General features: G+C 68.7%; 17 protein-coding genes and 4 pseudogenes. 7 read left to right on the top strand and 14 right to left on the bottom strand.

The features are described 5' to 3' along the window. Nucleotides 1-80: 80 nt before the first annotated feature. The 3 genes and pseudogenes from LIV37_RS20445 to LIV37_RS20435 all read right to left on the bottom strand — a co-directional run bounded on the left by LIV37_RS20445 (nucleotide 81) and on the right by LIV37_RS20435 (nucleotide 1,687). Nucleotides 81-380, bottom strand: coding sequence for a hypothetical protein (locus LIV37_RS20445; RefSeq protein WP_309471154.1), 300 nt, complete (start codon nucleotides 378-380; stop codon nucleotides 81-83). Nucleotides 381-883: 503 nt separating this feature from the next. Continuing rightward, nucleotides 884-1,332, bottom strand: a pseudogene (locus LIV37_RS20440) (SPW repeat protein). 199 nt (nucleotides 1,333-1,531) lie between these two features. Then, entirely contained in the window at nucleotides 1,532-1,687 is a 156-nt protein-coding gene (locus tag LIV37_RS20435) for a hypothetical protein (protein ID WP_167525769.1), read from the bottom strand. A 324-nt stretch (nucleotides 1,688-2,011) separates the two neighbouring features. On the opposite strand from LIV37_RS20435, the pseudogene LIV37_RS20430 reads away from it, so the two are divergent. The 4 genes and pseudogenes from LIV37_RS20430 to LIV37_RS20415 form a co-directional block, all read left to right on the top strand. Further along, nucleotides 2,012-3,265: pseudogene (locus LIV37_RS20430) on the top strand (cation:proton antiporter domain-containing protein); the annotation flags it as partial. Nucleotides 3,266-3,550: 285 nt separating this feature from the next. Next, nucleotides 3,551-4,319 (top strand): annotated as a pseudogene (locus LIV37_RS20425) (NADH-quinone oxidoreductase subunit N); the annotation flags it as partial. Nucleotides 4,320-4,444: 125 nt separating this feature from the next. Further along, nucleotides 4,445-4,936 carry a MarR family winged helix-turn-helix transcriptional regulator gene (locus LIV37_RS20420; RefSeq protein ID WP_020869012.1) on the top strand — a complete coding sequence of 164 codons (492 nt, stop codon included), beginning with the start codon at nucleotides 4,445-4,447 and terminating at the stop codon, nucleotides 4,934-4,936. A 551-nt stretch (nucleotides 4,937-5,487) separates the two neighbouring features. Then, on the top strand, nucleotides 5,488-7,194 hold the full coding sequence (locus tag LIV37_RS20415) for a chloride channel protein (RefSeq protein WP_185058069.1): 1,707 nt from the start codon (nucleotides 5,488-5,490) through the stop codon (nucleotides 7,192-7,194). Nucleotides 7,195-7,220: 26 nt separating this feature from the next. Here the strand turns inward: LIV37_RS20415 and LIV37_RS20410 are convergent, their stop codons facing one another. After that, complete coding sequence (locus LIV37_RS20410; RefSeq protein ID WP_020869009.1) at nucleotides 7,221-7,721, bottom strand: nitroreductase family deazaflavin-dependent oxidoreductase; 501 nt, start codon at nucleotides 7,719-7,721, stop codon at nucleotides 7,221-7,223. A 172-nt stretch (nucleotides 7,722-7,893) separates the two neighbouring features. Between LIV37_RS20410 and glxA the strand changes: the two genes are divergently transcribed. Next, nucleotides 7,894-9,849 carry a radical copper oxidase GlxA gene (gene glxA / locus LIV37_RS20405; protein ID WP_020869008.1) on the top strand — a complete coding sequence of 652 codons (1,956 nt, stop codon included), beginning with the start codon at nucleotides 7,894-7,896 and terminating at the stop codon, nucleotides 9,847-9,849. 177 nt (nucleotides 9,850-10,026) lie between these two features. Next, the gene (locus LIV37_RS20400; protein ID WP_121824708.1) at nucleotides 10,027-10,692 is read left to right on the top strand and encodes a DUF4142 domain-containing protein; all 666 of its coding nucleotides are present in this window, start codon (nucleotides 10,027-10,029) and stop codon (nucleotides 10,690-10,692) included. A gap of 83 nt (nucleotides 10,693-10,775) precedes the next feature. Here the strand turns inward: LIV37_RS20400 and LIV37_RS20395 are convergent, their stop codons facing one another. The 4 genes from LIV37_RS20395 to LIV37_RS20380 all read right to left on the bottom strand — a co-directional run bounded on the left by LIV37_RS20395 (nucleotide 10,776) and on the right by LIV37_RS20380 (nucleotide 15,353). Further along, complete coding sequence (locus LIV37_RS20395; protein ID WP_121825359.1) at nucleotides 10,776-11,777, bottom strand: PP2C family protein-serine/threonine phosphatase; 1,002 nt, start codon at nucleotides 11,775-11,777, stop codon at nucleotides 10,776-10,778. Between the two features lie 167 nt (nucleotides 11,778-11,944). Then, the gene (locus LIV37_RS52100; protein WP_020869006.1) at nucleotides 11,945-12,259 is read right to left on the bottom strand and encodes a hypothetical protein; all 315 of its coding nucleotides are present in this window, start codon (nucleotides 12,257-12,259) and stop codon (nucleotides 11,945-11,947) included. A 909-nt stretch (nucleotides 12,260-13,168) separates the two neighbouring features. Further along, complete coding sequence (locus tag LIV37_RS20385; protein ID WP_020869005.1) at nucleotides 13,169-14,662, bottom strand: hypothetical protein; 1,494 nt, start codon at nucleotides 14,660-14,662, stop codon at nucleotides 13,169-13,171. Beyond that, a complete protein-coding gene (locus tag LIV37_RS20380) occupies nucleotides 14,655-15,353 on the bottom strand; it encodes a hypothetical protein (RefSeq protein ID WP_020869004.1) in 699 nt (232 codons plus the stop codon). The genes LIV37_RS20385 and LIV37_RS20380 overlap by 8 nt, the downstream gene beginning before the upstream one ends. 179 nt (nucleotides 15,354-15,532) lie before the next feature. Here LIV37_RS20380 and LIV37_RS20375 point away from each other — a divergent pair, with 179 nt between their 5' ends. Next, the gene (locus LIV37_RS20375; RefSeq protein ID WP_148717818.1) at nucleotides 15,533-16,291 is read left to right on the top strand and encodes a hypothetical protein; all 759 of its coding nucleotides are present in this window, start codon (nucleotides 15,533-15,535) and stop codon (nucleotides 16,289-16,291) included. Between the two features lie 994 nt (nucleotides 16,292-17,285). Here the strand turns inward: LIV37_RS20375 and LIV37_RS20370 are convergent. From LIV37_RS20370 to LIV37_RS20345, 6 genes and pseudogenes are all read right to left on the bottom strand, one after another. Then, nucleotides 17,286-19,073, bottom strand: coding sequence for an IucA/IucC family protein (locus LIV37_RS20370; RefSeq protein WP_020869002.1), 1,788 nt, complete (start codon nucleotides 19,071-19,073; stop codon nucleotides 17,286-17,288). A 185-nt stretch (nucleotides 19,074-19,258) separates the two neighbouring features. Continuing rightward, nucleotides 19,259-19,813 (bottom strand): annotated as a pseudogene (locus LIV37_RS20365) (GNAT family N-acetyltransferase); the annotation flags it as partial. Continuing rightward, nucleotides 19,810-21,117, bottom strand: coding sequence for a lysine N(6)-hydroxylase/L-ornithine N(5)-oxygenase family protein (locus tag LIV37_RS20360; RefSeq protein ID WP_020869000.1), 1,308 nt, complete (start codon nucleotides 21,115-21,117; stop codon nucleotides 19,810-19,812). The pseudogene LIV37_RS20365 and the gene LIV37_RS20360, both read right to left, overlap by 4 nt. Nucleotides 21,118-21,150: 33 nt before the next feature. Continuing rightward, nucleotides 21,151-22,728 carry a pyridoxal phosphate-dependent decarboxylase family protein gene (locus LIV37_RS20355; protein ID WP_020868999.1) on the bottom strand — a complete coding sequence of 526 codons (1,578 nt, stop codon included), beginning with the start codon at nucleotides 22,726-22,728 and terminating at the stop codon, nucleotides 21,151-21,153. A 344-nt stretch (nucleotides 22,729-23,072) separates the two neighbouring features. Beyond that, nucleotides 23,073-23,960: a siderophore-interacting protein gene (locus LIV37_RS20350; protein ID WP_020868998.1), complete on the bottom strand. Its 888-nt coding sequence runs from the start codon at nucleotides 23,958-23,960 to the stop codon at nucleotides 23,073-23,075. A gap of 61 nt (nucleotides 23,961-24,021) precedes the next feature. Next, on the bottom strand, nucleotides 24,022-25,050 hold the full coding sequence (locus LIV37_RS20345) for an ABC transporter substrate-binding protein (RefSeq protein WP_020868997.1): 1,029 nt from the start codon (nucleotides 25,048-25,050) through the stop codon (nucleotides 24,022-24,024). Between the last annotated feature and the right edge of the window lie 133 nt (nucleotides 25,051-25,183).

The raw sequence follows: 25,183 nt of genomic DNA, 5'->3' as shown, positions 1-25,183 counted from the left end.
ACGCGGCGGCGACATCCGGGTCCACCCCGCACCCTTCGGTCGCTCCTGGTCACCGACTACTGCTCGGCGTGCAGCGTGTTTCAGGGCCGGGCGTCCGGCCCCTCTGCCTGGTTGGCACTGCCACGGTGAGTCGCATACGGACCACGGCGGTGGCGGCGGCGATGGGTGGCTGCGCTTGCCGCCGCGCTCAGGCCCACGCAGAAGAGGAGCGCCAAGGCCAGACCGGAGCAGAAAATGGCGAGCGAGTTCATGGTCGCGATGTCCTGACCGAGCACGGACACGGTGTACTCGGGGCCGCCGAGGTTGTCGGCGATCAACAGACCGGTGAAGGCGCCCGCAGCGGCGAGGAGGAGCAGTCCGAGGAAGAGCATCCGGGTCATCTCCTCGAAGGAGTTGTTTTACTTGTTCGGGCTTGACGCTGACCGGGGACCTGCGGCCCGCCAGCGTACACATGACGGTGGGCGTGTATGGGGCGCCGAGTGTCTGACTTCCATCCCTGATCCGGCACCTCCCCACGGAGTCCGTCTGACGAGCTCCCCTACGGGACGCCCTACGTCCGAGTCGCGAGTCACGCGCACGTGCCGTACACAGGACGCATGAGCGATGAAAGCGGAACGGTCCATCGTCCGGGGGAGGTCGTGCAGGAATCGGGCATCTACCAGTGCGACTGCGGCCGACCGCATCGGTACAGCACGGACGTCAAGGGCCACCGGTTCCCTCCCCTTCCGGAGGACTGCACCGGTAGCGGCTGGACGCTCAGGACTGCTGCACACCCCGGCCGCTGATTTCACCCGTTTTCACCCGTCCAGGTGAAGGTGGGTGGGAGAGGGGAGCTTGCCGCTGGGCATCGGCCACCCTGCCGCATCACGGGCTTCGAAATTTCTCAGACATGCTCCCCGCGGCGGGCTATTCCGACGGTCAGGCCCATGGCGGCCAGGCCCAGAACGGTTGTCACTCCGCCCACCCAGCAGTTGTTCCAGATGATGCCGGCCCGGGCGCCGTGGGCGGCGGTGACGACCCAGGGGGAGATCACCAGCCAGACACCGAGCGGCGCAACCACCCAGGTCAGGTTGAGCATGCGGCCGGGGGCCGTGGTCATGCCAAGGGCGATCAGGCCGACGGTGAGGCCGACGATCAGGTTGTTGATGGTGATATTGGGTTCGTTCGTGAAGTGGACCACCCAGGGTGAGATGGCGGCGTAGAGGCCCGCCAGCAGAATGAGCCCTTCGAGAGGATGGCCTGCCCGCTGGAGGCGGTGCGTTCCAGTCGCTCCCGTATCTCTGCGAGGTCAGGATGCGTACGTATCTCGCTGGATTCCCGCGGATGCGACATGACTACTATCTCCTCTTCGGGAGGTTTGGGGCTTTCGCTGCGAGTCCCTCCTTGGAGGCCGTTTATTCGACTTGGGCTGCCCAGATTGGAAGCCTCGCTCCCTGCCGCAAGATCGCGTGCACCGCTGCCTCGTCCGCATTCCGCGAGCGGGGCGCTCCAGCCGGGCTCCGGGGGCAGGCCCCGGAGCCCTTCCATGGCATCAAGGCAGGCGGGCGGCGACAGGCGGAGCCTGAAGATCGATCAGACATACCTGGTGTCCGGCGTCACGAGCGGCGCCCGCGACCCGCTCCAGGTCCAGCGGCTCCAGATGCAGAAAGATCTCCGAGTACATCAGGGCGCTGGGATGAACGAGCAACAGGCGCATCATGACCTCTGCCGGTGAGGGGACTTATGTGACGTATCCGGTCTGCGGGATTCCCCACGTATTTGCCGCGCGTCCACCCTTTGGCTGACCACTGCGAGTCGTGCTGTGACCGGCGGGCTGTCGGGCCTGGCAAGCCGGGTGGCCGTATGCGTCTCAACCTCGCTCGGTCATCGAGATCCAGCGGTGTGACTATGGGTTACCGCTCGCGGGGATCCTGTCGTCCGGCTCGGACGGACGCGAGGGCCGTAGCGACATCACGTGGGTAGGTTCGCAGGGCGAGAAGGCCGATGACGCCGGCGGCGAACAGGGGAACGAGTGCGAGGAGGAACGCTTGCTGGAGCCCAGCCGTCCGCCCCTCCCCTCCGAACGTCTCGGCAGCCACGACTCCGAACAGAAGCGGGGCAGCGAACTCCCCCGCCGTGCGCACGCACGTACGAATGGCCTCCGAACGCCCCCACAACCCTGGCGGCACGATGTCCAGGCGGGCCGCGTCCAGTGGCGGGTTCGCCGCCCGCTCCGGCGTTCTTCCTGTTGGCTGCCGCCGTCGCCTCCGATCTGGTGCCGGTGCTGCGGAACGCGCCGATCCGCTCCGTGCAGGTCGTGGTGGCGCTGGCGCTGGTGGTCCTGCTGTTCCACGGCGGAATGGACCTCGGATGGCGCCGCTTCCGGCCGAACGCCGGGGCTGTGGTGTGGATCGGGTCCGTCGGCACTTTCGCTACCGCAGCGGTGATGGCCCTGTCCGCCCGGTTGATCGGCTTCGACTGGACTTCCGCACTCCTGGTGGGCACGGCACTCGCGCCGACCGACCCCGCCGTGGTCTTCTCCGTCCTCGGCCGCAAGCAGATCTCCGGTCGTACCGGGCCGCTTCTGCAGGGCGAATCCGGGTTCAACGACCCGGTGGGCATCGCCCTCATGGGGAGTCTGCTCGGCGCGGCCGGCGGTTCGGCTGCCGTGACGGCCGGGCATGTCGCGGGGGCCTTCGCCGTACAGATGATGATCGGCGCCGCAGTCGGGGCGGTCGGCGGTCTGGCCCTGAAAGTGTTCATGCAGCGGGTGTCACTGCCCCATGAGGGTCTGTACCCGCTGCGGGCCCTGGCGGGGGCGTTCGCTCTGTACGGCCTGGCCACGGTCGCGCACGGATCGGGATTTCTCGCGGTGTTCCTGGCCGGGGTGCTGCTGGGTGATGTCCGTGCTCCCTGCAAAACGGAGATCGAGCGGTTCCACGCCGCGTTGGCGAGCCTGGCCGAGATCGTGGCCTTCGCGCTTCTGAGCCTCACCGTGCCGCTTCGGATGTTCGCCTCCCAGGGCGCCTGGGGAGCCGGTCTCGTGCTGGCTGTGGTACTGGTGCTGCTGGTCCGACCTCTGGTGATGGCCGTGCTGCTGTGGCCGCTGCGGCTACGGGCGGGAGAGTGGGCCTTTGTAGCCTTCACGGGCCTGAAGGGCGCGGTGCCCATCCTGCTGGGCAGCTTCGCGGTCAGTGAGCACCGGCCGCACGGCAGCCGCGTCTATGACGTGATGTTCGTGGTCGTCGCCTTTTCAGTAGTGGTCCAGGGCGCTCTGCTGCCCACGGTCGCACGGTGGTGTCGCGTCCCGATGCGGACGGGCGCGCTGGAACCTTGGGCACTGGGCGTGCGTCTGCGAGACCGACCCGAAGGCGTGTGCCGCACGACCGCGCGCGCCGGGGCACCGGCCGATGGAGCGGCCATCGGCGACCTGGATTTGGGTGAGCACGTGTGGATCAGCATGGTCATCCGAGAGGTTTCCCTTGTGCCCGGTCGCGCCTCCGCGCGACTGCGGTCCGGTGACGAAGTCCTGCTCATGCTCGATCCCCAAGAGACGGACGCCGACGAGGCGGGCGGTGTCCTGTTCAAGGCCGGTGCGGTGCCGGGCCACTTCTGGGTGCCCGACGCCGTCCAGGGGAGCTCCTCACCACCGTCCCGAAGATCGGCGCCCTGGCGGCCGCGTACCGCCTCGGGGAGCTGCTCTTCTCCCGTACCGACGCGCCGTGGGCTCCCCTGATCGCCGTCCTCGCCGCCGCATCATGACGCTCGGCAACCTGGCCGCCTTCTTCCAGCGCGACGTCAAGCGGCTGCTCGCCTACTCCGCCATCAGCCAGGTGGGCTACCTCCTGATGCCCATCGCCATGGCCGGGCGCTCCAGCATCGCCCAGCAGGCGCTGCTGTTCTACCTGGCGGGTTACGCCCTGACCAACCTCGGTGCGTTCGCCGTCGTCTGCGCCCTGCCCAGGGCAACCGACATTGAGGACTACCGAGGTCTGGTACGCCGCCGTCCCGCCCTCGCGGTCTCCTTGGCCGTGTGTCTGCTGGGGCTGGTAGGAACTCCGCCCACGGCCGTCTTCCTCGGCAAACTCGAAGCCTTCAGCGCCGCGGTCGACGGCGGCTACGCCTGGCTCGCAGTGGTAGCGGCGGTCAACACCGTCGCCTCACGCTTCTACTATCTGCGCTGGATCGCCCCGGCGGTCTCCGGTCGGCCACAGGAACCGCTCTCCCGGGTTTCCAACCGGCCGAGCACGGTGGCCTACGCGGCGGCAACTGCTTCCGTCGTCCTCGGTGTGGTGGGCGGTCCTCTGCTGGCGGTCCTCGACGGGCCGCTCGCCCGGTAGCGCTGGATCGTCGCGCTCGCCGAGCCAAGCCCACAGCGCCACGAAAGGCCGTCACATCGCCATGGCCGCTGTCCTGGGAACCGGCCGGTGCCCCGTGCAGCGGGCCGGGACGGTAGAAAGGACGTATGCCGCGCCGCTCCCCAGATTCCGAGTCCGACGCCGAGGCGATGGTCACCGCCCTGTTGACCGCGTCCCGGCTGCTGGTCGCCGTCTCCGCCCGGTCGCTGGCCGCGGTGGAGGATTCCCTGACGCTGCCGCAGTTCCGCATGCTGGTCGTCCTCGACGGCCGGGGGCCGCTGAGCCTGTCCGGGCTGGCGGGGGAGATGGGGGTGCAGCCCTCGACGGCCATGCGCATGATCGACCGGCTGGTCGCGGCTGGCATGGTCGCGCGCGGCGTCTCCGCGGGGGACCGGCGCACCAGCGTGATTTCTCTCACCAAGCTCGGTCGGCGGATCGTCAGTGAGGCCACGGGGCGGCGGCGCCAGGAGATCGCGCGCATCGTCGACGCCATGCCGCCGGGCCAGCGACGCTATCTCATCGAGGCGCTACAGGCGTTCACGGAAGCCGGCGGCGAGCCCGCGGTGGGAGACGGTCCACAGGTGCACGCGACCTGGTGACGTCCAGCGGCGATTCCGGCGGTACCGAGGCGGACGCCGGGGCGCGGCTGGCGACGGTAGCCACCGGCCGGCCCTGCTGCTGGGCTTCGTTGTGGTCACCGCCGCCTACCTCACGGCCGTGGTCACCGCACGCCGCTGCGGCGGCCACCCCTGCCGCTGCGTCGCAGCGCCGCGTTCGCGGCCACGCCGGCGAGCACGGCGCTGGTCACCATGTCCTTCATCGGCGCCTACGCCGACACAGACCGGAGGCGGAGCCTACTGGGTCGTGGGACACGCGATCGGCGTCCCCAATCTCGTCGTCTTCCGCCAAGCCCGTCACCACGACCAGCGCGCCGCTGTAGCCATCGACGCCACCCTCGGCCGGCAGACAGCCGCCGCTGATCGGCTCTCCCGAAGTCGGACCCGGCCCATACCGGCTGTACCTTCCACTTATCATTTTGCATAATGCAAAGATGAGCGGTGAAGCGATGGATCTCCGGAGTACGTCTTCGCTCCGCGTCAGAGCGGGTACTCGGCCGTTGGGCGGCGCGCAGGAGACGTACGGAAGGGTGATCGCGCTCGCGCTGCTCGTGGGGTGCGGTGCCGGGCTCGGGGCGATCGCCTTCCGGTGGCTGATCCAGACCTTCACCCGTCTGCTGTCGGGCCACGCCGACTACTCCGCCGTCGGTCACGCCGCTCATCCGGGTCTGCCGTGGCTCGGCCCGTGGTTCGTGGTGCTGGCGCCGGTGGTTGGCGGGCTGCTGTACGGGCCGCTGGTGCAGCGCTTCGCCAGGGAGGCGCGCGGGCACGGCGTACCGGAGGTGATGTACGCGGTCGCCCATCGCGGGGGCCGGATCGCCCCGCAGGTCGCGGTGGTCAAGGCGCTGGCCTCGGCGCTGTGCATGGGGTCGGGCGGCTCGGTGGGCCGGGAGGGCCCGATCGTGCAGATCGGCTCGGCGCTGGGCTCGACCGTCGGTGGGGTGCTGCGGATGCCGGAGGACCGCAGGCGGCTGCTGGTCGCCTGTGGCGCGGCGGGTGGGATCGCGGCCACGTTCAACGCCCCGCTGGCCGGGGTGTTCTTCGCCATGGAGCTGATCCTGCGGGACTTCGCCGTGGAGTCCTTCGGCGCCGTGGTCCTCTCCAGTGTCACCGCGAGTGTCATCGGCCGGGCGGTGCTGGGGGACGAGGCGTTTTTGACCCTGCCCGCCTTCCATGTGGCCCATCCCGCGCAGTACCTGCTGTTCGCACTGCTCGGGGTGGTCGCGGGCGCGGTCGGTGTGGCGTTCACGTGGGTGCTGTACCTGATCGAGGACGCTTGCGACTGGGCCTGGCGGGGGCCGGAGTGGCTGCGCCCGGCGGTCGGCGGGCTGCTGCTGGGAGGGCTGCTGATGGCGCTGCCCCAGATGTACGGGGTGGGCTATCCGGTTCTGGAGAACGCCATCGAGGGTCGGTATGCCGTCGGTCTGCTGCTGGTCCTGCTGGTCGGCAAGGTCGTCGCGACCAGTCTGACGATCGGCATCGGCGGCTCGGGCGGTGTCTTCGCCCCCAGCCTGTTCCTCGGCGCGATGGCCGGGACCGCGTTCGGCGCCACGGCCCACCAGCTGCTGCCCGGCACCGCGGGCGCGGTGGGCGCCTACGGGCTGGTCGGCATGGGCGCGGCCTTCGCGGGCTCGGCCCGCGCCCCGATCACGGCGGTGATCGTGCTGTTCGAGCTGACCGGCGAGTACTCCATCATCCTGCCCATGATGCTCGCCATCGTCCTGGCCACGCTCACCAGCCGCCTGCTGTCACGCGACACCATCTACACCCTCAAGCTGCGCCGCCGCGGCATCGACCTGGACGGCGCGCGGCTGGGATCCCCGCTGGCCGGTGCGAGCGTGTGCGACGTGATGGAGGAACCGCCCGCCCCGCTACCGGGGGCCTTGCCGCTGGAGGACGCCGCCGACGTGATCGCCCGCTCCGGCCACGGGGTCCTCCCCGTCACGGGCCGGGACGGCGCGTACCTGGGCGTGGTCACCGCCCGCGCCGTAGCCGAGGCACTTACCGAACCCGACCCCGCCCTCGACGCCCAAGCCACCCCGCGCGTCGTCGCCGACCTCGCCGAACGCCCCCCGGCGGTGAAGGCCGGTGCCCCGCTGAGCGGGGCGCTGCACAGCCTGGTCACCACGGACGGCACCGGGCTGCCCGTCCTGGACGCGGCGACCGGCGAACCGGTCGGCTGGCTCACCCACCAGACCGTGCTGAGCGTCCTCCACGCGGGTCCGCCCGGGAACCGCTGACCGCGTGCCGAGTCCCGCGCCGCAATTCACCGACGCGCGCCCTGCTCATCGGGGAGGACTCGGACGAAGGGGATGCAGTCCTGGCCGATGCGGTGGTAGTCCTCCGCACTGCCGTCGGTCTTCAGACCGCACATCCGCATCAGTCCACGGGCCAGACGCGGATGCCGCAGGGCGTAGGCGGCCATCAGCCGCCCGGACTCCTCCGGGCTCAGCGGCCGCGCCACCGCAGCCATCCTGTGCCGCCCGACCTGGATGGTGACCCGCGGAGTGTGCTGGATGTTGCGATACCACTGCGCGCCCGTACCGAAACCGGAGGCGAGGTGATACGCGCCGGTCCGCGGATCCCGGCCCGTCACCTCCAAGACGACCTGTCGCGGCAAGCCACTCATGCGGCCGGTATGGGTGAGCAGCAGCATCCGACCGCCCAGCAACCACCCCAGATGCCACCGATAGAGCAGAATCGGCGCCCGAAACGCCACCCTCCGCAGCCCGGAGGCCGAGCGCACCCGCATGCGTCGGGCCCTCATCGGTCGATCTCCTCCCCGCTCCGGAGCGGGCCACCTTGGCCCCACCTCACCTCTCCGCGCATCCCCCGATGAGAGGCACGGTCGGCGGTTCGCGACCAACAACTACTTCGATCATGCAAACGTTGCATGGACTCAAGATACTCATCGGGCGTCATCTCGGGGAAGGACATACATGAGGGTGCTCAAGCCGAACCCCGCACAGCGCAGGACCCTGCTCGGCGCCACGCTTGTCGCGATGGCCGCCGGACTCAACGCACCTGCTCTGATGGACATCTCACGGTCCAGATACCATGAATTCAAGATCAACCAGCCGAAGTACCTGGCTCGCTACGGCCACTGGGATGTGGCCGACATGCCGGAAAGATCCCAGCTCAACTCCATCCACGCCACGCTCCTGCCCACCGGCAAGGTCCTGCTGATCGCGGGATCCGGCAACGACATCAGGCTGTTCGAAGGCGGTGCCTTCAAAAGCACCCTCTGGGACCCCGCCGGGAACACGTTCCAGAAGATTGCCACTCCGAAGGACCTGTTCTGCTCCGGACACACTCAGCTGCCCGACGGACGGCTCCTGATCGCCGGTGGCACGGCGCGCTATGAGGTCCTGCGAGGGGATGTGAAGCGGGCCGGGGGCGCCATGCTCATCAAGAACGAGGACCCGGACAAGGCGCACGTGTTCCCCAAGGGAACCCTCTTCCGTTCCCCCCACGGGAAGGAGTACGCCTCGCAACTGGCCGTCCGCGTCCCCAGGGCCAAGAAGACGACCTCGACGCGGCAAGGGAAGAAGGGAAAGAGCCACAAGAAGGCGAAGGTGACCATCACGGCGAGCGAGGCACGCGTCTACGTCGAAGCGACCGCACCAGGCCGGCAAGGCATCACCAACACCTCCGAGCAGTATGAAATCAAGGGCCTGACCGGGGATGACAGACACAACTTCTACGGCATGGCCAACAAACTCGGCATGGACAAGAAGGGTTTCCAGGGCATCAGGGACGCCTATGTATTCGACCCGTTCACCGAGAAGTACGTCCGCACCGACTCGATGCGGCAGGCCCGCTGGTACCCCACTCTGGTCAGCCTGGCCGACGGGCGCATCCTCGCCGTCTCCGGGCTGGACGACATCGGGCAGGTCGTGCCGGGGAAGAACGAGATCTACGACCCGGTGAGGCGGACCTGGACCGCAGGGCCGCACCGCTACTTCCCGACCTACCCGACGCTGTTCCTGCTCAAGGGCGGCAAGCTGTTCTACTCCGGTTCCAACGCCGGGTACGGTCCCGCCGGCCAGGGGCGCGTTCCCGGTGTCTGGGACCTGAAGCACAACACCTTCCGCCCGGTCCGGGGCCTGTCCGACCCCGAGGCGCTGGAGACGTCGTCCTCGGTGCTGCTTCCGCCCGCGCAGGACCAGACGGTGATGGTCCTCGGCGGAGGCGGGGTCGGCGAATCGCGGCGGTCCACCGCCCGCACCGCCATCGTCAACCTGACCTCTCGTCATCCGGTCTTCCGGCGTGGGCCCGATCTGCCGGAGAAGACCCGCTACCTCAACAGCGTCATCATGCCGGACGACACCGTCTTCACCACCGGCGGCTCCCGGGATTACCGGGGCCGCGGCGCCAGCGACATCCTCCGGGCCCAGATCTATCACCCGCGCTCGCGCTCCTTCACCCCCGCCGCCGCCCCCACCGTGGGCCGCGACTACCACACCGAAGCGCTGCTCCTGCCCGACGGACGGGTCGCCGTCTTCGGCTCCGACCCTCTATTCGGCGACAAGGACAACACCCGTCCGGGGACCTTCGAGCAGCGCGTCGAGGTCTACACCCCGCCCTCGCTGTACGGGACATCGCGGCCACGCCTCCATCGCGGCGCCCGTCAGGTTCACCGCGGCCACACCGTCACTTACACCACCTCTCAGGCCGCCCAGATCAGGACCGCCCGGCTGATCCACCCCGGATCCGCCACCCATGTCACCGACGTCGACCAGCGCTCCGTCGCACTGGACATCCGCCGCGGGCGAAAATCGGTGACCGTCACCGTCCCCAAGGACCCCGCCCTGGTTCCCTCCGGCTGGTACATGCTCTTCGTCACCAACCGGCACGGCACACCGTCCAAGGCCGCCTGGATCCACGTACGGTGACGCCACGACGGCGCCGGGGAGCGGGACTGTAGCGAATCGGAGGGGGCTCTGCCATCGGTTCCGCACTCTTAATCAAAGTGCAAATTTTGCAGTGTCTAAAAGCCTAGCGTTCTGCGTGCCCACGACGCACGCGTCCGTCTCCTAGCGGGCGGACGCACATCCGATCCAGGAGGCACCATGACCGCTCACGCCCGGTCAGTACCCGGCCGCTCACGCAACCTCACCATCGCGGGCGTCTTGCTCCTCGCCCTGGCCGTCATCGCCGGAGCCATCGTCTGGGCCACCCGGGGCGACGCGAGCGCCACGGAGAACTCCTCGGCGAGCTTCCCCAGCGCGAAACCGGCCGCGCCCGGTGATGTGGTCACCACGGCCGGGCCGGTGAGCAAGCTGGACATGGAGTTCCTCGCGAAAGTGCGGCAGGCCAACCTGTGGGAGGCGCCGGCCGGACGGCTCGCGCAGACCCACGCCACCAGCGAGGCCGTCAAACGGGCCGGGATGCACGTGATGGACGGACACTCCAAGCTGGATGAGTTCGTCCGCAACACCGCCGAGGCACTGAACGTCTCCCTGCCGGACGAGGCCAGCCCCGAGCAGCAGGGCTTCGTCCGTACCCTGGAGAACGCCCAAGGGGCCGACTTCGACAAGAAGTTCGCCAACATCCTCCGCGGCACCCACGGGAAGATCTTCGTCACCATCGCCCAGGTCCGCGCCAGCACCAAGAACTCCCTGATGCGCCGCTTCGCCTCCGAGGTCAACCTCACCGTCCTGGACCACCAGAACGTCCTGGACGACTCCGGACTGGTCGACGCCGCCACCTACGACGACATCGCCTCCTCCTTCTGACCTCCGCACCCATCGCAGGGCGGACGACGGTGCGCACCGGGCGGGCGGAGAGGGCTCATCCGCCCGCCCCGCCCCGATCCATGTCAGCCGTCGCGGTGGCGGAGCAACAGCATCGCGGCGTCGTCCTGCAACGGTCCCCCCACGTGCTCCATCAGGTCCTGCCGCACGGCGGCCAGCGCCGCCTCCGGGTCAGGGTCCGTGAGCCCGCCCACCCGCTGCTCCAGCGGATAGAAGACCCCCGAGGGATCGCGGGCTTCGGTCACCCCGTCGGTGTAGAAGAGCACCTGGTCACCCGATGCGAAAGACACCTGGTACGGCTTCGGCCCCGGTGCCCCGTGCGCGCCCAGTCCCAGCGGCAGCGCCCGCTCCGGCGGCGCCAGATACCGGACCTCCCCCTCCGCTCGCACCATCAGCGGCGCCGGGTGACCGAAGTTGAGCAGAGTGCAATCGGTGCCGTCCCTCACCTCGGCCAACACGGCCGTGACGAACTTCTCCCGGGTCAGATGCCGTTCCAAGGCCCGCTCCAGCCGTTCACCGACGGCCTTCAGGTCCGGCTCGTCGTACGCCGCCTCCCGGAAGGCGCCCACGACCACGGCCGCGGTCTCCACCGCCTCCAGCCCCTTGCCCTGCACATCCCCCACGATCAGCCGCACCCCCTGCGGCGAGGTCACCACCTCGTACAGATCCCCACCGATGCGCGCCTCGGCCACCGCCGAGGTGTACGAGACCGCCACCCGCAACCGCCCCGCATTCCGCGGCACCGGCCGCAGCAGCACCCGCTGCGCCACCTCCGCGATCGACCGGACGCTGGCCAGCTCCGCCTCCCGCCGCTGCCGCAACACCGCCGCCACGAGACCAGCGGCCGTGACGCCCACCACCGAGAGCACCGCGGTGAAACCGCGGCGGGTGCCGAACAGGCCGTCGAAAGCGCTGAGCCCCAGGCACAGGACGACAGCAACCACACCGATGACAGCCGTGCGCCGCCACCCTCCGGTGAGTCCCGCGAAGGCCGGACCCAGCGACACCAGGGGCAGCAGGCCCACCCCGGGTCCCGAGGTGAGGTCCAGCGCCGTCACGACCGCCATCACGCCAAAGGGCAGCACGGCCAGGAGCAGGGAGTCCTTCGGATCGTTCTCCTCAGCCAATGAACACTCCCGAGGGTGTCGCGTGGAACGTGTGCCGCTGCCGCCGCCAGAGCCGCCACAGGCGGGACGGATCTCTTGAGCCTAAGCAATGGGGGCGGAAACACGGGTCACATCCCGGACACGACGTCATCAACGCCTACCCCGTGAGCGCTCCAGCGGTGGGAGCCCCGCATCCGGGGAGGCGGCGCGAAGGCGACGACCGTCGGCGCTTGCGGTGAGCCTCCGCCCATACCTGCGGGATGCCGGACTCGGAACACGAGCAGGCCGTAGACGACGCACGCGAAGCCCTTCGCCACGAACCAGACCGCCGCCAGCTTCTCCCGCCGCGCGAAGCGCGCGCCGACCAGCGAGATCAGCAGCGCGCCCAACACCGGCAGCGCCGCGAACTTGCTCAGCTCCGCCGACCGCCTCGTGGCTCGCACCGAGCGCCGGGAGCCCCATCAGTCCGTTCACTAGCAATGCAACACAACGCGACGCCCAGCGCCAAGCCGCAGACCGCACCAACCTGGAAGGACGTCGTCCAGTCCAGCCCCGCCAGGAAGTGGGTGATGAGCGCCATCCCCACGAACCAGGGGATGCACAAGCCAAGCACGCGCGGGGTTATGCCAGGCGCCGCGCAGGGCGAGGAACGAGGCATGCATGCCGTCGGTGAACGGCACCGCTCGCACGACGCGGCCCTACCTCATGCGCCGCAGACGAGGGTCAATGCCCTGGGAGGGCACTCCACACCGACATCACCCGGCCGGGCCGCAAAATCCTGATTTTGCGCCCTTCGCACGACGGGCAGCGTGCGTGCGCCAGTGGGGATTCGACTCGGTGCCCATGGACGAAGTAGACGGTATGCCGCAGACCGTGGACATCAGCCGGGTGCCGGATCTCGTACTCCTCCTCCCAGCCATGCCCGCACGTGAGACAGACGAACGCATAGGCTTCGAGAGTCGAGTCGCCTGCTTCTCTCCCGTTCATGATCACCGTCCCTACCGGCCCGAAGGGGCCAGAAGACTGCCCTTCCCTTCTAATTATTGCACTATGCAAACGGGTCGTCGAGGTTGAGCCCCATCGCTTGGCGAGCTGACCACGCCACTTCGCCTGTGACGCCCTTGCGGCGGAAGACCGCCAGGTGACCTCGGGCGCTGGCCACGGCCTTCTGCACGCGGGTGGAGCCGGTGACTCCGGTCATGCCGTCCAGGGCTTGTGGCCAGACGCGAGGGTGGCAGCGGGTCCCAGTACTGAGCGGAGCAACGGTAGTGCTCGGCGGAGGAGGGATTGCCGAGCTGGGCGAGGGGCTTTGTCCGTCCCATAGGACGACCGGGCTTCTGCTGTGCCGCTCATCATTTCGCCTTTTCGGCCACGGCAATCCCGGATCGAGCTTCCTCTGCGGTGATGTGCCGTTCGCTGTGGACGCGACGGCTTGTGGCGTTCTGTGCGAGAGCGAAGCCCAGGACAAAGACTTTTTGGCGTTCGAGGCCGTAGGAGATCATGCGCTGATTCCACAGGCTTCGGTCGAACTGGCTGTGGACGGACTCGGAGTCGCTTCGGTAGGGGTAGACCCGTTGGTGGGCGAGGGTCTGTTCGGGGATCTGCTGGAGGTATTCGGCACGATGGAAGTCACGCTCGACATCGCTGAGCCGCCGTTTGCCGGTCGAGCGATCCCGGGCTGATCGGTCGTCGGGTGTGGTGGTGATGCCGACTTGGACTCGGTGAGCGTGCCCACCGTGGCGGCAAGGGATACGTAGCAGGTGATACCAGCGGCTCTTGGCCTGGCCTTGGCGGTGTTCGATACGCGAGACGGGAACCGGGACAAGGGCACTCGTTCCATCGTCCAGCAGGATGCGCTCAGCGATGCGGCCTTGGTCACACCACAGATCGTGGCGGCAGCGTCCGTAGCGTAGGAGTTCGTAGGCGCGAGGCCTGACCGCCCCGTGCTGCTTGTTGATCACGAGAAGGCCGAGGCGGGCGAGGCTGTCGCGGTGGACTCCCCGAAAGGCGCCGTCGTAGACGGTACCCATGCAGCCGAGCAACTGTGGTCGGAGTGCGGTGAAGGCACGTACCGCGACTGCTGCTTCGTCTTCGTACTCGGCTCCAGAGACATGACGGAAGCAGAGGATGACGCGCCGCCAGTAGCCGGTGTCGCGTCCCGAGGCGAAGAACCATTTGGTGCCGCGGGCCACCGTTTTCTCCTTCTCGCCGTTCTCGTAATAGAGGCGGGCGGCAGGGTCGACCCGGTGGGCGCGGAACTCGCCGGTTGTGGTGTCGACGGTTTGGGAGTGCTCGGCTTTGGAAGGAGCCTTGGGGACGGTCGCATCACCCACGAGAAGCGGGCGTCGTTCGGGCCGGGACCAGTTGCGGGCGGCGTCGATGGGGAACAGACCTTGCTCCAGCGCCTGCTGGATGGCACGACGCTCGAAGAGGTCTTGCAGCACATCAACGTTTGGGGCCAGAAGTTGCTCCTCGGCGTACAGGTACTGGCCGCGGCTCGGAGGTGTGGTGGGCAGCAGGGCTGCGGTTCTGCGCCCTGCGTTGCGACGTACTGATGCGCGCAATCTGCTCCACTGCTTGTCGGTGAGCGCACCGACAGCAGAGCGTTTGGATCCGGTGACGGGCATGAGTGAAGCGAGCAGTAGGTACACGACGGGCGGGTAGCGGCGGGGACAGCCGACCGTCTGAGGCGTTACCAGGTGTTCCGCCATTTCGTAGATGAGGGGGTACTCAAGGCAGTCCTCGATCCGCTGTTCCTGGCTCCGTTGGTCCTGGTCGGCCAGCTGACGTTTCCTCCTGGGCCGGTCAGCCGTGGGCTTGGGGTCGCCGAAGATGTCGTCAGGCACTCCGTACCTCCGGCGAGCACTCCGGCGGTGTCTGCTCACGCCATGCATGCCCGATGACGGCTGCGGCTCGGTCAAGGGAGCGCAGGCCCAAGCGTCGCGCCGCCTCCTCGATATGCCCGGTTCGCTCGAAGGTCTCGACGCCCGCCCATGCGGTGACAGAAGAGGGTTTGACGTCGGCCTCGTCGGCGAGACCAATGCGTGTGAGCAGATCACGGAGGGCGACACAGACGCGTGCCTGAAGAGCGGCGTCGGAGGCGTGACGATCGGAGACAGCCAAGCGGGCCCGAGGGCCGGACTCCGGCCTGAGCTGCCGGGCCGACACAAACCTCGCTCGATTGACCAGAATATCGAAACCCCAGTTGTCCAGCGGGCACCAGCGTGGATCGGTCTTGGTGGAACCGTGCATCCACACGCGGCGGTTCTCGACATCGAGGTCCCGCACACGAACGTGCCCGATCTCGCCGCTGTGGCCGCCGGCCAGGGCGAGAGCGGCAGCGGCACCGTGGCGGCTGGGGCGGGTGACGAATGAGGCGTGGTGACGCAGGTCGATGGTCTCGTCCTCGGTCAGCGGCCGTACATCCCCGACAGCCCGTCTGGGCAGGCGAATGTCCCGGGTCGGGTCGGTGTCGCTCAGTTTCAGCTCCCGCAGGGTCCGATACGCGGCGCGGACGACGGAGCGGCGGAGGCGCATGGTGGCTGCGGCCGAGTTGCTGACGTGGCCGTGGCGGCTACGGCCAGGCGCGGTGCGAGCGGCTCATCTCCTCGGCACGCCGCACACTGATCGCTGGTGCCAAGTCCTACGTGGACCCCGTACGGCACTTCGGCAACAGGCACGGGCAGTTCGCGAATCGCTACCTCGACTCGGTCCTGATGGGACAGACCGAACCGGGCAGCTACATCGTCAAGGCCCTGGCCCCCTCTGCATCGACCGTGCCGCTCCGCAAGACCAGCGCTCCGGTCCTCGACATAGGAACGGCAGCTGGGGCCCTCAGTCGTGACGTCAGCGAGAGCGTGATGAAGGCCCTCGCGGCGACCGTCGAGGCGATCAGCCACTTCCGGTCCAGTGGATCGCTGTCTGGCTTCGACGCAGGGGTGCCGGAAGGCATCTCGTACGAGATGACGACAGCCGTTCTCGGCATCGCGGAGGACGCGGACGGTTCCGAGATCACCATCGAGTGGGACACCTCGGTGCCGGGCGGATTTGACGAACCCGTATCGCGCTATGAGTTCTCGGGCGGCGATGCCCCGGTTCTGGGGAAGGCCGCACACCGGCTAGCGGCCGCAGAGGACTCCGAGTTCGTTTCAGTCACCGGCAGAGTGCATCTGCTGGCCCGTAAAGAGGCCGACAGCCCCGGTGTGTTCGGCGTCGAGAATCTGACAAGCGGCCAGCCGCGAAAGGTACGTGTCCGGTTGGCCGACGAGGACGAGTACCACGAGGCGATCCACGCCTACGAGGAGAACCTCGCCGTGCATGTCAGCGGCCGGCTGGAGCGCGAAGGAAATCTCCACTGGCTCTACGACGCACACCTGGTACGCACGGTGGGGCACGTGGAGGCGCTGCTCAGTGCCCGTGAAGCGGATCGACAGCAGATCACATCGGGACAGATGAATTTCGACGAACTTCCGTGACGAGTGTCCAGCCGGCTGAACACACCGTGAGGAGCGGATGTGCGCACTGGCCTCTACGACTCGGCCGCCGCGTAAACCAAGCCGGACCTCGTGCATCAGTTGTCCAGAGTGATTCTACCGTCCGGAATCCAGCCTTCGACGTACCCTTCCATGAAGAGGCCCAACTCTCGGGGGAAAACCGTGGCCTGCTTGAGCTGCGTAATGGGCCACCATTGAGCAGAAGGGGTCACTGAGCCGGGTGCCGTCGGCTCTGAAAGCTTGAAAATCATTACCCGATATTTCTGGGTGGTCGGGCCGGCTGGGCTTGAGACGGTCGTCGTCAGATATCCGGTTACTCCGCCTCTGCGAAGGTTGCGCAGCGCCGTGCCCTGCCGCTGCCATCGGCGTACCACCCTGGCGCTTGAGCTACCCCGCGGCACATCAAGCCGCAGCGGCCACCACGTTGCCGTGCTTGTCGGCTGATGTAGCAGGATCGTTCTGCTGTCATGGGACAGCAGAACGATCAGTACGGTGTGCCGTGTACTCAGACAGGAAATGCCCATGCTTCACGGTGGGCCTGGGCCCCAGTCATGGCGAGCCAACGGCCGCCGCATGAGCGAAGCGCTGAGCTGGCTGATTGCCACTCAAGTGAAGGCATCTGCAAGCCTGCTCGTCGGCCCGGCTGGCTGAAACCTCGGCCAGGAGCTGGCCGTCGCCATGCCTCGCGAGCTCCGGGTCTGACCTGCAGCAATTCGCACTGCGTTTCAGGATCTGGGGTCAAGCGTTCCGAAGCATTCTGCTTGCCGCGCGTTGACCTGCAGCGACGGAGTTTTCTACAAGCCCCACGGAGGCCCGGCGTCAGGGCGGCATGGTGGTGCCGCCGCGGCGCGCCGTCACAGTGTAGCGGGTCGGGTACGGGGGCGTTCGGGGGCTCCGGGGTGGTGGGGCCCGGGTTTCGTCTCGGGCCGGGATGTCCCGGCCCGAGCCCTCGGGGCTGTCGGGGGCGTCGGGTGGGTCAGGCCCCTGCCCTCAGCCCTGCGAGTGGGTTCTTCAGTGTGCCGATCAGCTGGAGGGCGCCCGCCGGGTCCTGGAGGTCCACCATTTCGCGGTTGTTGCGGAGCTGGAGGCGGTTGAGGCAGGAGAGGGCGAAGTCCTCGGCGAACATGTCGTACCGGGCGAATTTGTCCGCGAGGTGGGGGGCCGAGCGCTGGTAGGAGAGGACGCAGTCGGCGACCGTCTGCCAGAAGGTGTCTTCCTCCAGGAGGCCCTCGATGACCAGGATGCCGTTGAGGAAGCGGAGGAAGCAGTCGAAGACGTCCGTGAAGATCGAGAGGAGTTTCTTGTCCTCGGGGACGTCTACGCGGATGCGTTCCACGGTCGGGGGGAGGACCGCTGTGGGGTCCATGACGGCGATCTCCTCGGCGATGTCCTTGAAGATCACGCGCTGGACGGCGCCGTCCTCGATCACCAGGATGACGTTCTCGCCGTGCGGCATGAAGACCAGGTCGTAGGCGTAGAAGCTGTGCAGGACCGGGGTGAGGTAGGCGTCCAGGTAGCGGCGTAGCCATGTGGCGGGGGTGAGGCCGGATTCCTCGATGAGGGCGCTGACGAAGGAGACGCCGTCGGGGTCGGTGTGGAGGAGCGAGGCCATGGTGGCCAGGCGCTGGCCGGGTTCCAGGGACGGGACGGGGCTCTCGCGCCACAGGGCCGCCAGCATCTTGCGGTACGGCGAGCCCTTCGCCGTGGCCGTCTCGTACTGGCGGTGGTGGTAGCCGATGGCGGCTCGTTCCCGGATGATGGAGAAACGCGCGGCGCGGAAGGTCTCGTCCGAGGCGATCAGAGATGCCAGCCAGTCGTTGATGGCCGGTGTCGCCTCCATGTACGCCGCCGACAGGCCCCGCATGAAGCCCATGTTCAGCACCGACAGCGCGGTCTTCACATAGTGCTTGGACGGGTCGCTGGTGTTGAAGAACGTCCGGATCGACTGCTGGGCCAGGTACTCGTCGTCGCCGGGGCCCAGGCACACCAGGTACTGCCGGGCGACCTCGGCGGCGAAGCTGACCGACAGCTTGTTCCACCACTGCCAGGGGTGCACCGGTAGCAGGTGGTAGTCGGCCGGGTCCAGGCCGAGGTCGGTGAGGGTCCGCGCGAAGCGGGTCCGGGTCTCCTCGCTCAGTTCGGAGCGGACCAGGGCGTCGTAGTCCAGGTCCGTGGAGGAGGTGAAGGTGGAGCGGTCGCGGCGGGCGGCGAGCCAGATCAGGTGGACGGGGCTCGCGGTCTCGGGGGCGTACGAGAGGTATTCGTGGATGCCGAAGCCCAGGCGGCCGTTGTTGGCGACGAAGCAGGGGTGGCCCTCGGTCATCCCCGTCTCGATCTCCTGGAAGCCGGATTTGGCCAGTTGGGCGGCGGCCTCCGGCTCACCGGCCAGTTTGAACGCCGTCCCGGAGAGGGTGGAGCTGATCTCCTCGAGGTAGACGGGGAGGACGTCCTCGCTCAGGCCGAGCCGCCCGCACAGCTCGATGAAGAAGTCCAGTGCGTCCAGGGGGAGTTCGGCGCCGGTCCGGTCGTGGCGGGTGATGCTGTCCGCCTCGACCAGCCAGTGGTCCAGGGAGAGGACCTGGGCGGCGAAGCGGTAGGTCACCGCCCCGTCGTCGCTGGTCACGGCGTAGCGGCCGGCGGGGCCGAGCTCGGGGGAGAGCAGGCGCTCGTGGGTGAACTCGGCGAGGGCCTTGCGGATGAGGAGGCGGCCTGCCCGGTCCCACAGGTCGGGGGTGAGGTGGGCGACGGCGTCGCGGGGGCTCATCGGGTCACTCCTTGGGCGGTGCGGGCGGTTCGGTCGCTCCGGGCGGTCCTGTCGGTCCCGTCGGTCCGGCCGGTCATCTCGGTCCCGTCGGTCCCATCGGCGCGGTCGGTCCTGTCGGTCCTGTCGGTCCTGTCGGTCCTGTCGGTCCTGTCGGTCCGGGCCGCGTCGGCGGCCAGCGCCGTGCGTGCGGCCTCGAACCGCTCGCGGGTGCAGATGCTGAGGTAGGCGTCCTTCTCGGGTTTGGCGATCTGCTCGACGATCTCGAAGCCGACGGCCGCGTTGAGCGCGTGCACCGCGTCGTTGCCCACATCGGGCTCGACGACGACGCGCCGGACGTGCGGATCGGAGAAGCAGAACTCCATGACGGCGGTGATCACGGCGAGGGTGAAGCCGTGCACCGGGGTGCCGGTCGGCGCGCACAGGAAGTGCATGCCGACGTCGCCGGGCCGGGCGGGGTAGAGACCGGCGAGTTCCACCCGCGACGGGTCGTAGCGTTCGGCCAGGAACGCCGGGCGTCCCTCGTGCAGGCCGATGAACGCCTCGTGGTGCGGATGCTCGTGGATCCTGCGGTACTCGTCGGCGACCTCGGCCTCGTCCGCCTCCTGCATCATCCAGAACGACGCCTTGGGGTGGGTCACCCAGCCGTGCAGCAGCGCGGTGTCGGCCGCCGGGTCCAGGGCACGCAGGGCGAAGGTGCCCAGACGTGCGTCGGTGTGCTGGAAAAGTGGCGGGGTTGTCATGACACGGCTCCTTCCGGTGCGCCGAACTCCTGGAAGGCGATGGACTTCTCCACCGGATAGTGCTCCCGGCCCAGCAGCTCACGGATGATCCACGCGTTGCGGTACGGGCCCATGCCCAGGTCCGGGGAGGTCAGGCTGTGGGCGTGGGTGGCGCCGTTCTGGAGGAAGATGCCGCGCCCGGTGGTGTCGATGCTGTAGTTGCGGGCGACGTCGAAGCGGCCGTGGCGGTCCCAGCGGATGCGGTCGCGCACCGGGTCGAGGAAGGCGGGCACCTGGTAGCGGTAGCCGGTGGCCAGGACGAGCCCCTGGGTGGTGAGCGAGAAGTCCCGCTCCTGCTCCGTATGGCGCAGCCCGAGGGTGTACGTGGCGGACTGCTCGTCGTACGCCGCGTCGGTGAGCGCGGTGTTGGTCAGCAGCCGGGTGGGCACCGGGCCGCTGACGCTCTTCTGGTACAGGAGGTCGAAGATGCCGTTGATGAGGTCGGCGTCGATCCCCTTGAACAGGCCCTTCTGCTCGCCCTCCAGCCGGTAGCGGGTGTCCTCGGGGAGCGCGTGGAAGTAGTCCACGTACTCGGGCGAGGTCATCTCCAGGGTGAGTTTGGTGTACTCCAGCGGGAAGAAGCGCGGGGAGCGGGTCACCCAGTTCAGCCGGTAGCCGTGAGTGTCGATGTCGGCGAGCAGGTCCTGGTAGATCTCGGCGGCGCTCTGGCCGCTGCCGACGACGGTGATGGACTTCTTGGACTGCAGCGCCCGCTTGTTCTCCAGGTAGTCCGTGTTGTGCAGCAGATCGCCGCCCAGGTCCCGGCACACCTCGGGCAGATACGGCGGGGTGCCGGTGCCCAGTACCAGGTGGCGGGTGCGGTGGGTGGTGGTCTCGCCGCTCGCGGGACGCAGGGCGCGCACCGTGTAGAGGCCGTCGGCCTCGTCGTACTCGACGCTCGTCACCTGGTGGCCGAAGCGGACGGACGGGAGCTTCGCGGCGGCCCAGCGGCAGTAGTCGTTGTACTCGGCGCGCAGCGGATAGAAGATCTCGCGGATGTAGAAGGAGTACAGCCGTCCCGATTCCTTGAGGTAGCTGAGGAAGGAGTACGGGGAGGTGGGGTCGGCCAGGGTCACCAGGTCGGCCATGAACGGGGTCTGGAGGGTGACGCCGTCCAGCAGCATGCCCGGATGCCAGTCGAAGTCGGGCTTGCTCTCCAGGAACAGTCCGTCGAGTTCGCCGATCGGCTCGGTGAGGCAGGCGAGGCCCAGGTTGTAGGGGCCGAGGCCGACCGCGATGAAGTCGTATATGTGCGGGGTGGACACGGGGTGCTCCGAGGGGGACGTGCGGTCAGCGGCTCAGCTGGCGCGGGAGTGGCTGAGTTCGGGCTCGATGTGCAGGGCCAGGTACTGACCGGCGTGCTCGGCGAGGAGGCCGAGGACGAACGCGATGTCGCGCAGCGACGTCTCCGGGTTGAGGAGCGTGAACTTCAGGTAGTGGCGGCCGTCCACGACCGTGCCCGCCACGACCGCCTCGCCCGAGGCGGCCAGGGCCTCGCGGGCATGCAGATTGGCGCGGTCGACCAGGTCCGGGTCGGATCCGTCGCCGGTGGGCGGTACGTAGCGGAAGACCAGCGTGGACAGCTGGGGCTCGGTGACCACCTCGTAGCGCGGATCGGCGTCGAGCACGGCCCATGCCTCGGCGGCCCGCTCCACCACCTCGTCGAAGAGCGACCCGACGGCGTCCGCACCCATGATCCGCAGCGTCAGCCAGAGCTTGAGCGCGTCGAAGCGTCGGGTGGTCTGGATCGACTTGTCCACCTGGTTGGGGATCAGCTTCCGGGCGCTGCGCTCGGGGTTGAGGTAGTCCGCGTGGTACGTGGCGTGGCTCAGCGTGGCGCGGTCGCGGACCAGGACGGCGCTGGAGCTGACCGGCTGGAAGAAGGACTTGTGGTAGTCCACGGTCACCGAGTCGGCGCGCTCGATGCCGTCCAGGAGGTGGCGGCGGGTGGGGGAGGCCAGCAGTCCGCAGCCGTACGCGGCGTCCACGTGCAGCCAGGTGCCGTGCCGGGCGCACAGCTCGGCGATCTCGGGCAGCGGGTCGATGGAGCCGAAGTCGGTGGTGCCCGCGGTGGCCACGACGGCCATGACGATCAGGCCCTCGCGGCGGCAGCGGTCCAGCTCATGGGCGAGGGAGACGGTCCGCATCCGGCGGTCCTGGTCGCAGGGGACCGGGATGACGGCCTCGTAGCCGAGCCCCAGGATGGCGGCGGCCTTCTGGATGGAGAAGTGGCCGACCTGGGAGGTGAGGATGCGCAGCCGGGGCAGGATCGCGGATTTGGCGATCGTCTCACCGGCGGCGATGGCCTCCTTCTCGACCAGGGTGCACGCCTCGTCGCGGGCCAGCAGCATCGCCTGGAGGTTGGACTGGGTGCCGCCGCTGGTGAAGATGCCGTCCGCGGCCTCGCCGAGGCCGATGCGCTCGGCGGTCCAGTCGATCAGCCGGCGTTCGATCAGGGTGCCGCCGGCGCTCTGGTCCCAGGTGTCGAGCGAGGAGTTGACGGCGGAGAGGACGGCCTCGCCCAGCAGCGCGGGGATCACCACGGGGCAGTTGAGGTGGGCCAGGTAGCGCGGGTGGTGGAAGTAGACGGCGTCCTTGAGGTAGACGCTCTCCAGCTCATCGAGCGCGGCATCCGGATCGCCGAGCGGGCGCTCCAGGTCGATTCCGGAGATCTCGGGGGCGAGTTCGGCGGGGGTGATGCCGGTGAAGGGGCGCTCGGCGCGGGCGACGGTGGCGGCCACCAGGCTGACGCCGTCGGTCACGGAGCGCCGATAACGTTCCGCCGTACGGCCGTTGAAGAGGTGGGCCCTGCCATCCGCCGCCCCGGGTATCGGCTCCGGCGACGGGTCCTCAGCGGTCTGCGCGAGGAAACTCACGGTCTGTCCCTTCTGGAAACGAGCATGCGGGCGTGCGGACGGCGCGGGCATGCGGCTGGGGTGGGGAGGGGTGTCCCGCGGCCTGACTGCCTCACGGCCTGGTGGGCGTACGGGGGCGTGCGGGGGCGCTGGACGTGGCGGCAGGGCGCGTGGGGGCGCGCCGAGCGGTCGGCCGCCTGGCGTCCAGCGGTCGGTCCTCCGCGGTCCTTCAGATGGATTCAGTTGTGCGGCGCGGTTGTGGAGTCAGCTGTGGGTCGCGGCTGACGATTCAGCTGTGAGTTGTGGCTGACGGCTCAGCCGAGGGTCGTGGCTGTGGGGATGGACAGCGGGTACGGCGACGGGGGTCAGTCGTCGGTCGCGGGGCCGGTGCCCGACACGGCCTCCTCGACGAGCTGCTCCTCACAGGCGCCCAGGCGCCAGTAGCCGGTGAAGGTGACGGCCTTACGGTCGAAGCCGCGCTCGCGCACCAGGTGGCGGCGCAGCGCCCTGACCGTTCCGGCCTCGCCCGCGATCCAGGCGTACGGCGTGCCGTGCGGCAGCTCGGTGGCGCCCACCGCGTTCAGCAGCAGGGCGGAGCGCGGGGTGCCGGGGGCGACGGCGTCCCGGACCAGCCAGGTGATCTCGGCTTTCGCCTCGGTGCGCAGCTCCTGGATGTCCTCGGCGTGCTGGACCTCGAGCCACACCTTGACGGGGAAGTGGGCGGGCAGCCATTCGAGGATGCCCGCGATGGCGGGCAGCGCGGTCTCGTCGCCGGTGATCAGCACCCAGTCGGTCCTGGACGGCGGCCGGAAGTCCACCCCGCCGTTGTCCTCCACGACCGGGCCCAGCAGGGTGACGCGGTCACCGGCCTCGGCGCGGGCGGCCCAGCGGGCGGCCGGGCCGCCGTCGTGGTGGAGCGCGAAGTCCACGTCGATCTCGTCGGGGTCGCGGCGCTGCTGGCGCACCGTGTACGAGCGCATGATGCCGCGTTCGGCCGGGTCCATCGCCCGCCAGGTGGTGAACCAGCCCTCCCCGGCCTCGACCGGCACCACCGGGGCGGTCTGGCCGGGGTGCGGCAGGAAGAGTTTGAAGCGCTGGTCGCGGCCGCCGCCGGTGAAGTCCTTCAGACAGGTGCCGCCGAAGGTGATCCGCGCCATGGACGGTCCGAGCGAGCGGGTCCTTACGACCCGCGCGTCGAAGAACCGGAACGGGATGGCGGTGGTGGTGGCGGTTTTGATGGCTGCGGTGGTCATGGGAGGGGGGTCTTCCCTTCGCTTGCCGTGGGGAGGCCGGGGCCAGCCGGTCGACTGACCGTCAGCTGACCTTCTTCGCGTCCTGGATGGCCTTGGTGAGGGATTCGACGAGGGGGGCGGCGCCGGCGTACGAGAAGCGCGGCTCGCTGCTCCAGGGGGTGATCTGACCGGCCTTGACCGCGGCCAGCTTGGACCAGGTCGGCTTGGAGGTCAGGGCCTTGGGCTGGAGGGTCGCGGTGCGGTTGTCGAGGAAGAGCACATCGGCGTCGTACTTGTCGGCGTTCTCCCAGCTGAGGCTCTCGAAGTAGCCGCCCTTGTCGGGCTTTTCGGGGACGACGAAGTCGACGCCGAGCTCGCTGAAGTAGATCAGGTCGGCATTGATCTTCGGGTTGGAGACATAGAAGAGATCGGCGCTGGCGGAGCAGGCCATGACCTTGATCTTGTGTGATTTGACGGTTTTGCGCAGGGTCTCGGTGGCCTTCTCGAACCGCGCCTTGGCGTCGGTGACCTTCTTCGCCTTCAGATCGGCGCCGAGCGCCTCGGCCAGCGCGGCGTAGCGCTTGATGGGCTCGAGCATGGAGATCCGGCCGGTGGAGATGGCGGCGCTGGGGGCCAGCTGCAGGATCTTCTTCTTGCTGTCGTCCGGGATGTAGAAGAGCGCGCCCGGGTCGAACATGTTGGTGATCAGCAGATCGGGGCTGAGTGAGGCGTACTTCTCGACGTTGAACTGGCCCCAGGTGTTGCCCAGGGACGTGGCCCGGTCGACGGGGAAGTCGCCCGCCTGGACGTCCGGCTTGCCGTTCTTCAGCGTGGTCGGGCCGAAGACGCCCGTGATCTGCTTCTCGATGCCGAAGTCGTAGAGCGCGGCCGCCGCGCCGATGTAGGCGACGATGTGCTGCGGCCGGCTGTCGAGACTGATCTTCTTCTCGCGGTCATCGGTGAACGACCAGGAGCCGCCGCCGCTGTCGTCGCCGCCGGAGCCCGAACCGCCGTTGTCCCCGCAGGCGGTGACCAGGGCTCCGAGTCCGAGGGCGCCGCCCGCGGTGAGCAGACCGCGGCGGGAGAGGTGGAGTGCTCTGGCCTGGCGCATGATGGTGCTCTCTCTCGATGCGTGCGGGGACGTGGTAACGGGACGGCAACCCGAGGACGTAGTTAGGTTAGCCTAACCAACCTGGTTGTCCAGTGGGTGGGGTCGTTCCGAACCTCACATCGAGGGGCTCATA

Source organism: Streptomyces rapamycinicus NRRL 5491, from assembly GCF_024298965.1.
Classification (GTDB): domain Bacteria; phylum Actinomycetota; class Actinomycetes; order Streptomycetales; family Streptomycetaceae; genus Streptomyces; species Streptomyces rapamycinicus.
The sequence above is the reverse complement of the archived record's forward strand: the minus strand, read 5'-3'. Positions and strand labels throughout refer to the sequence as shown.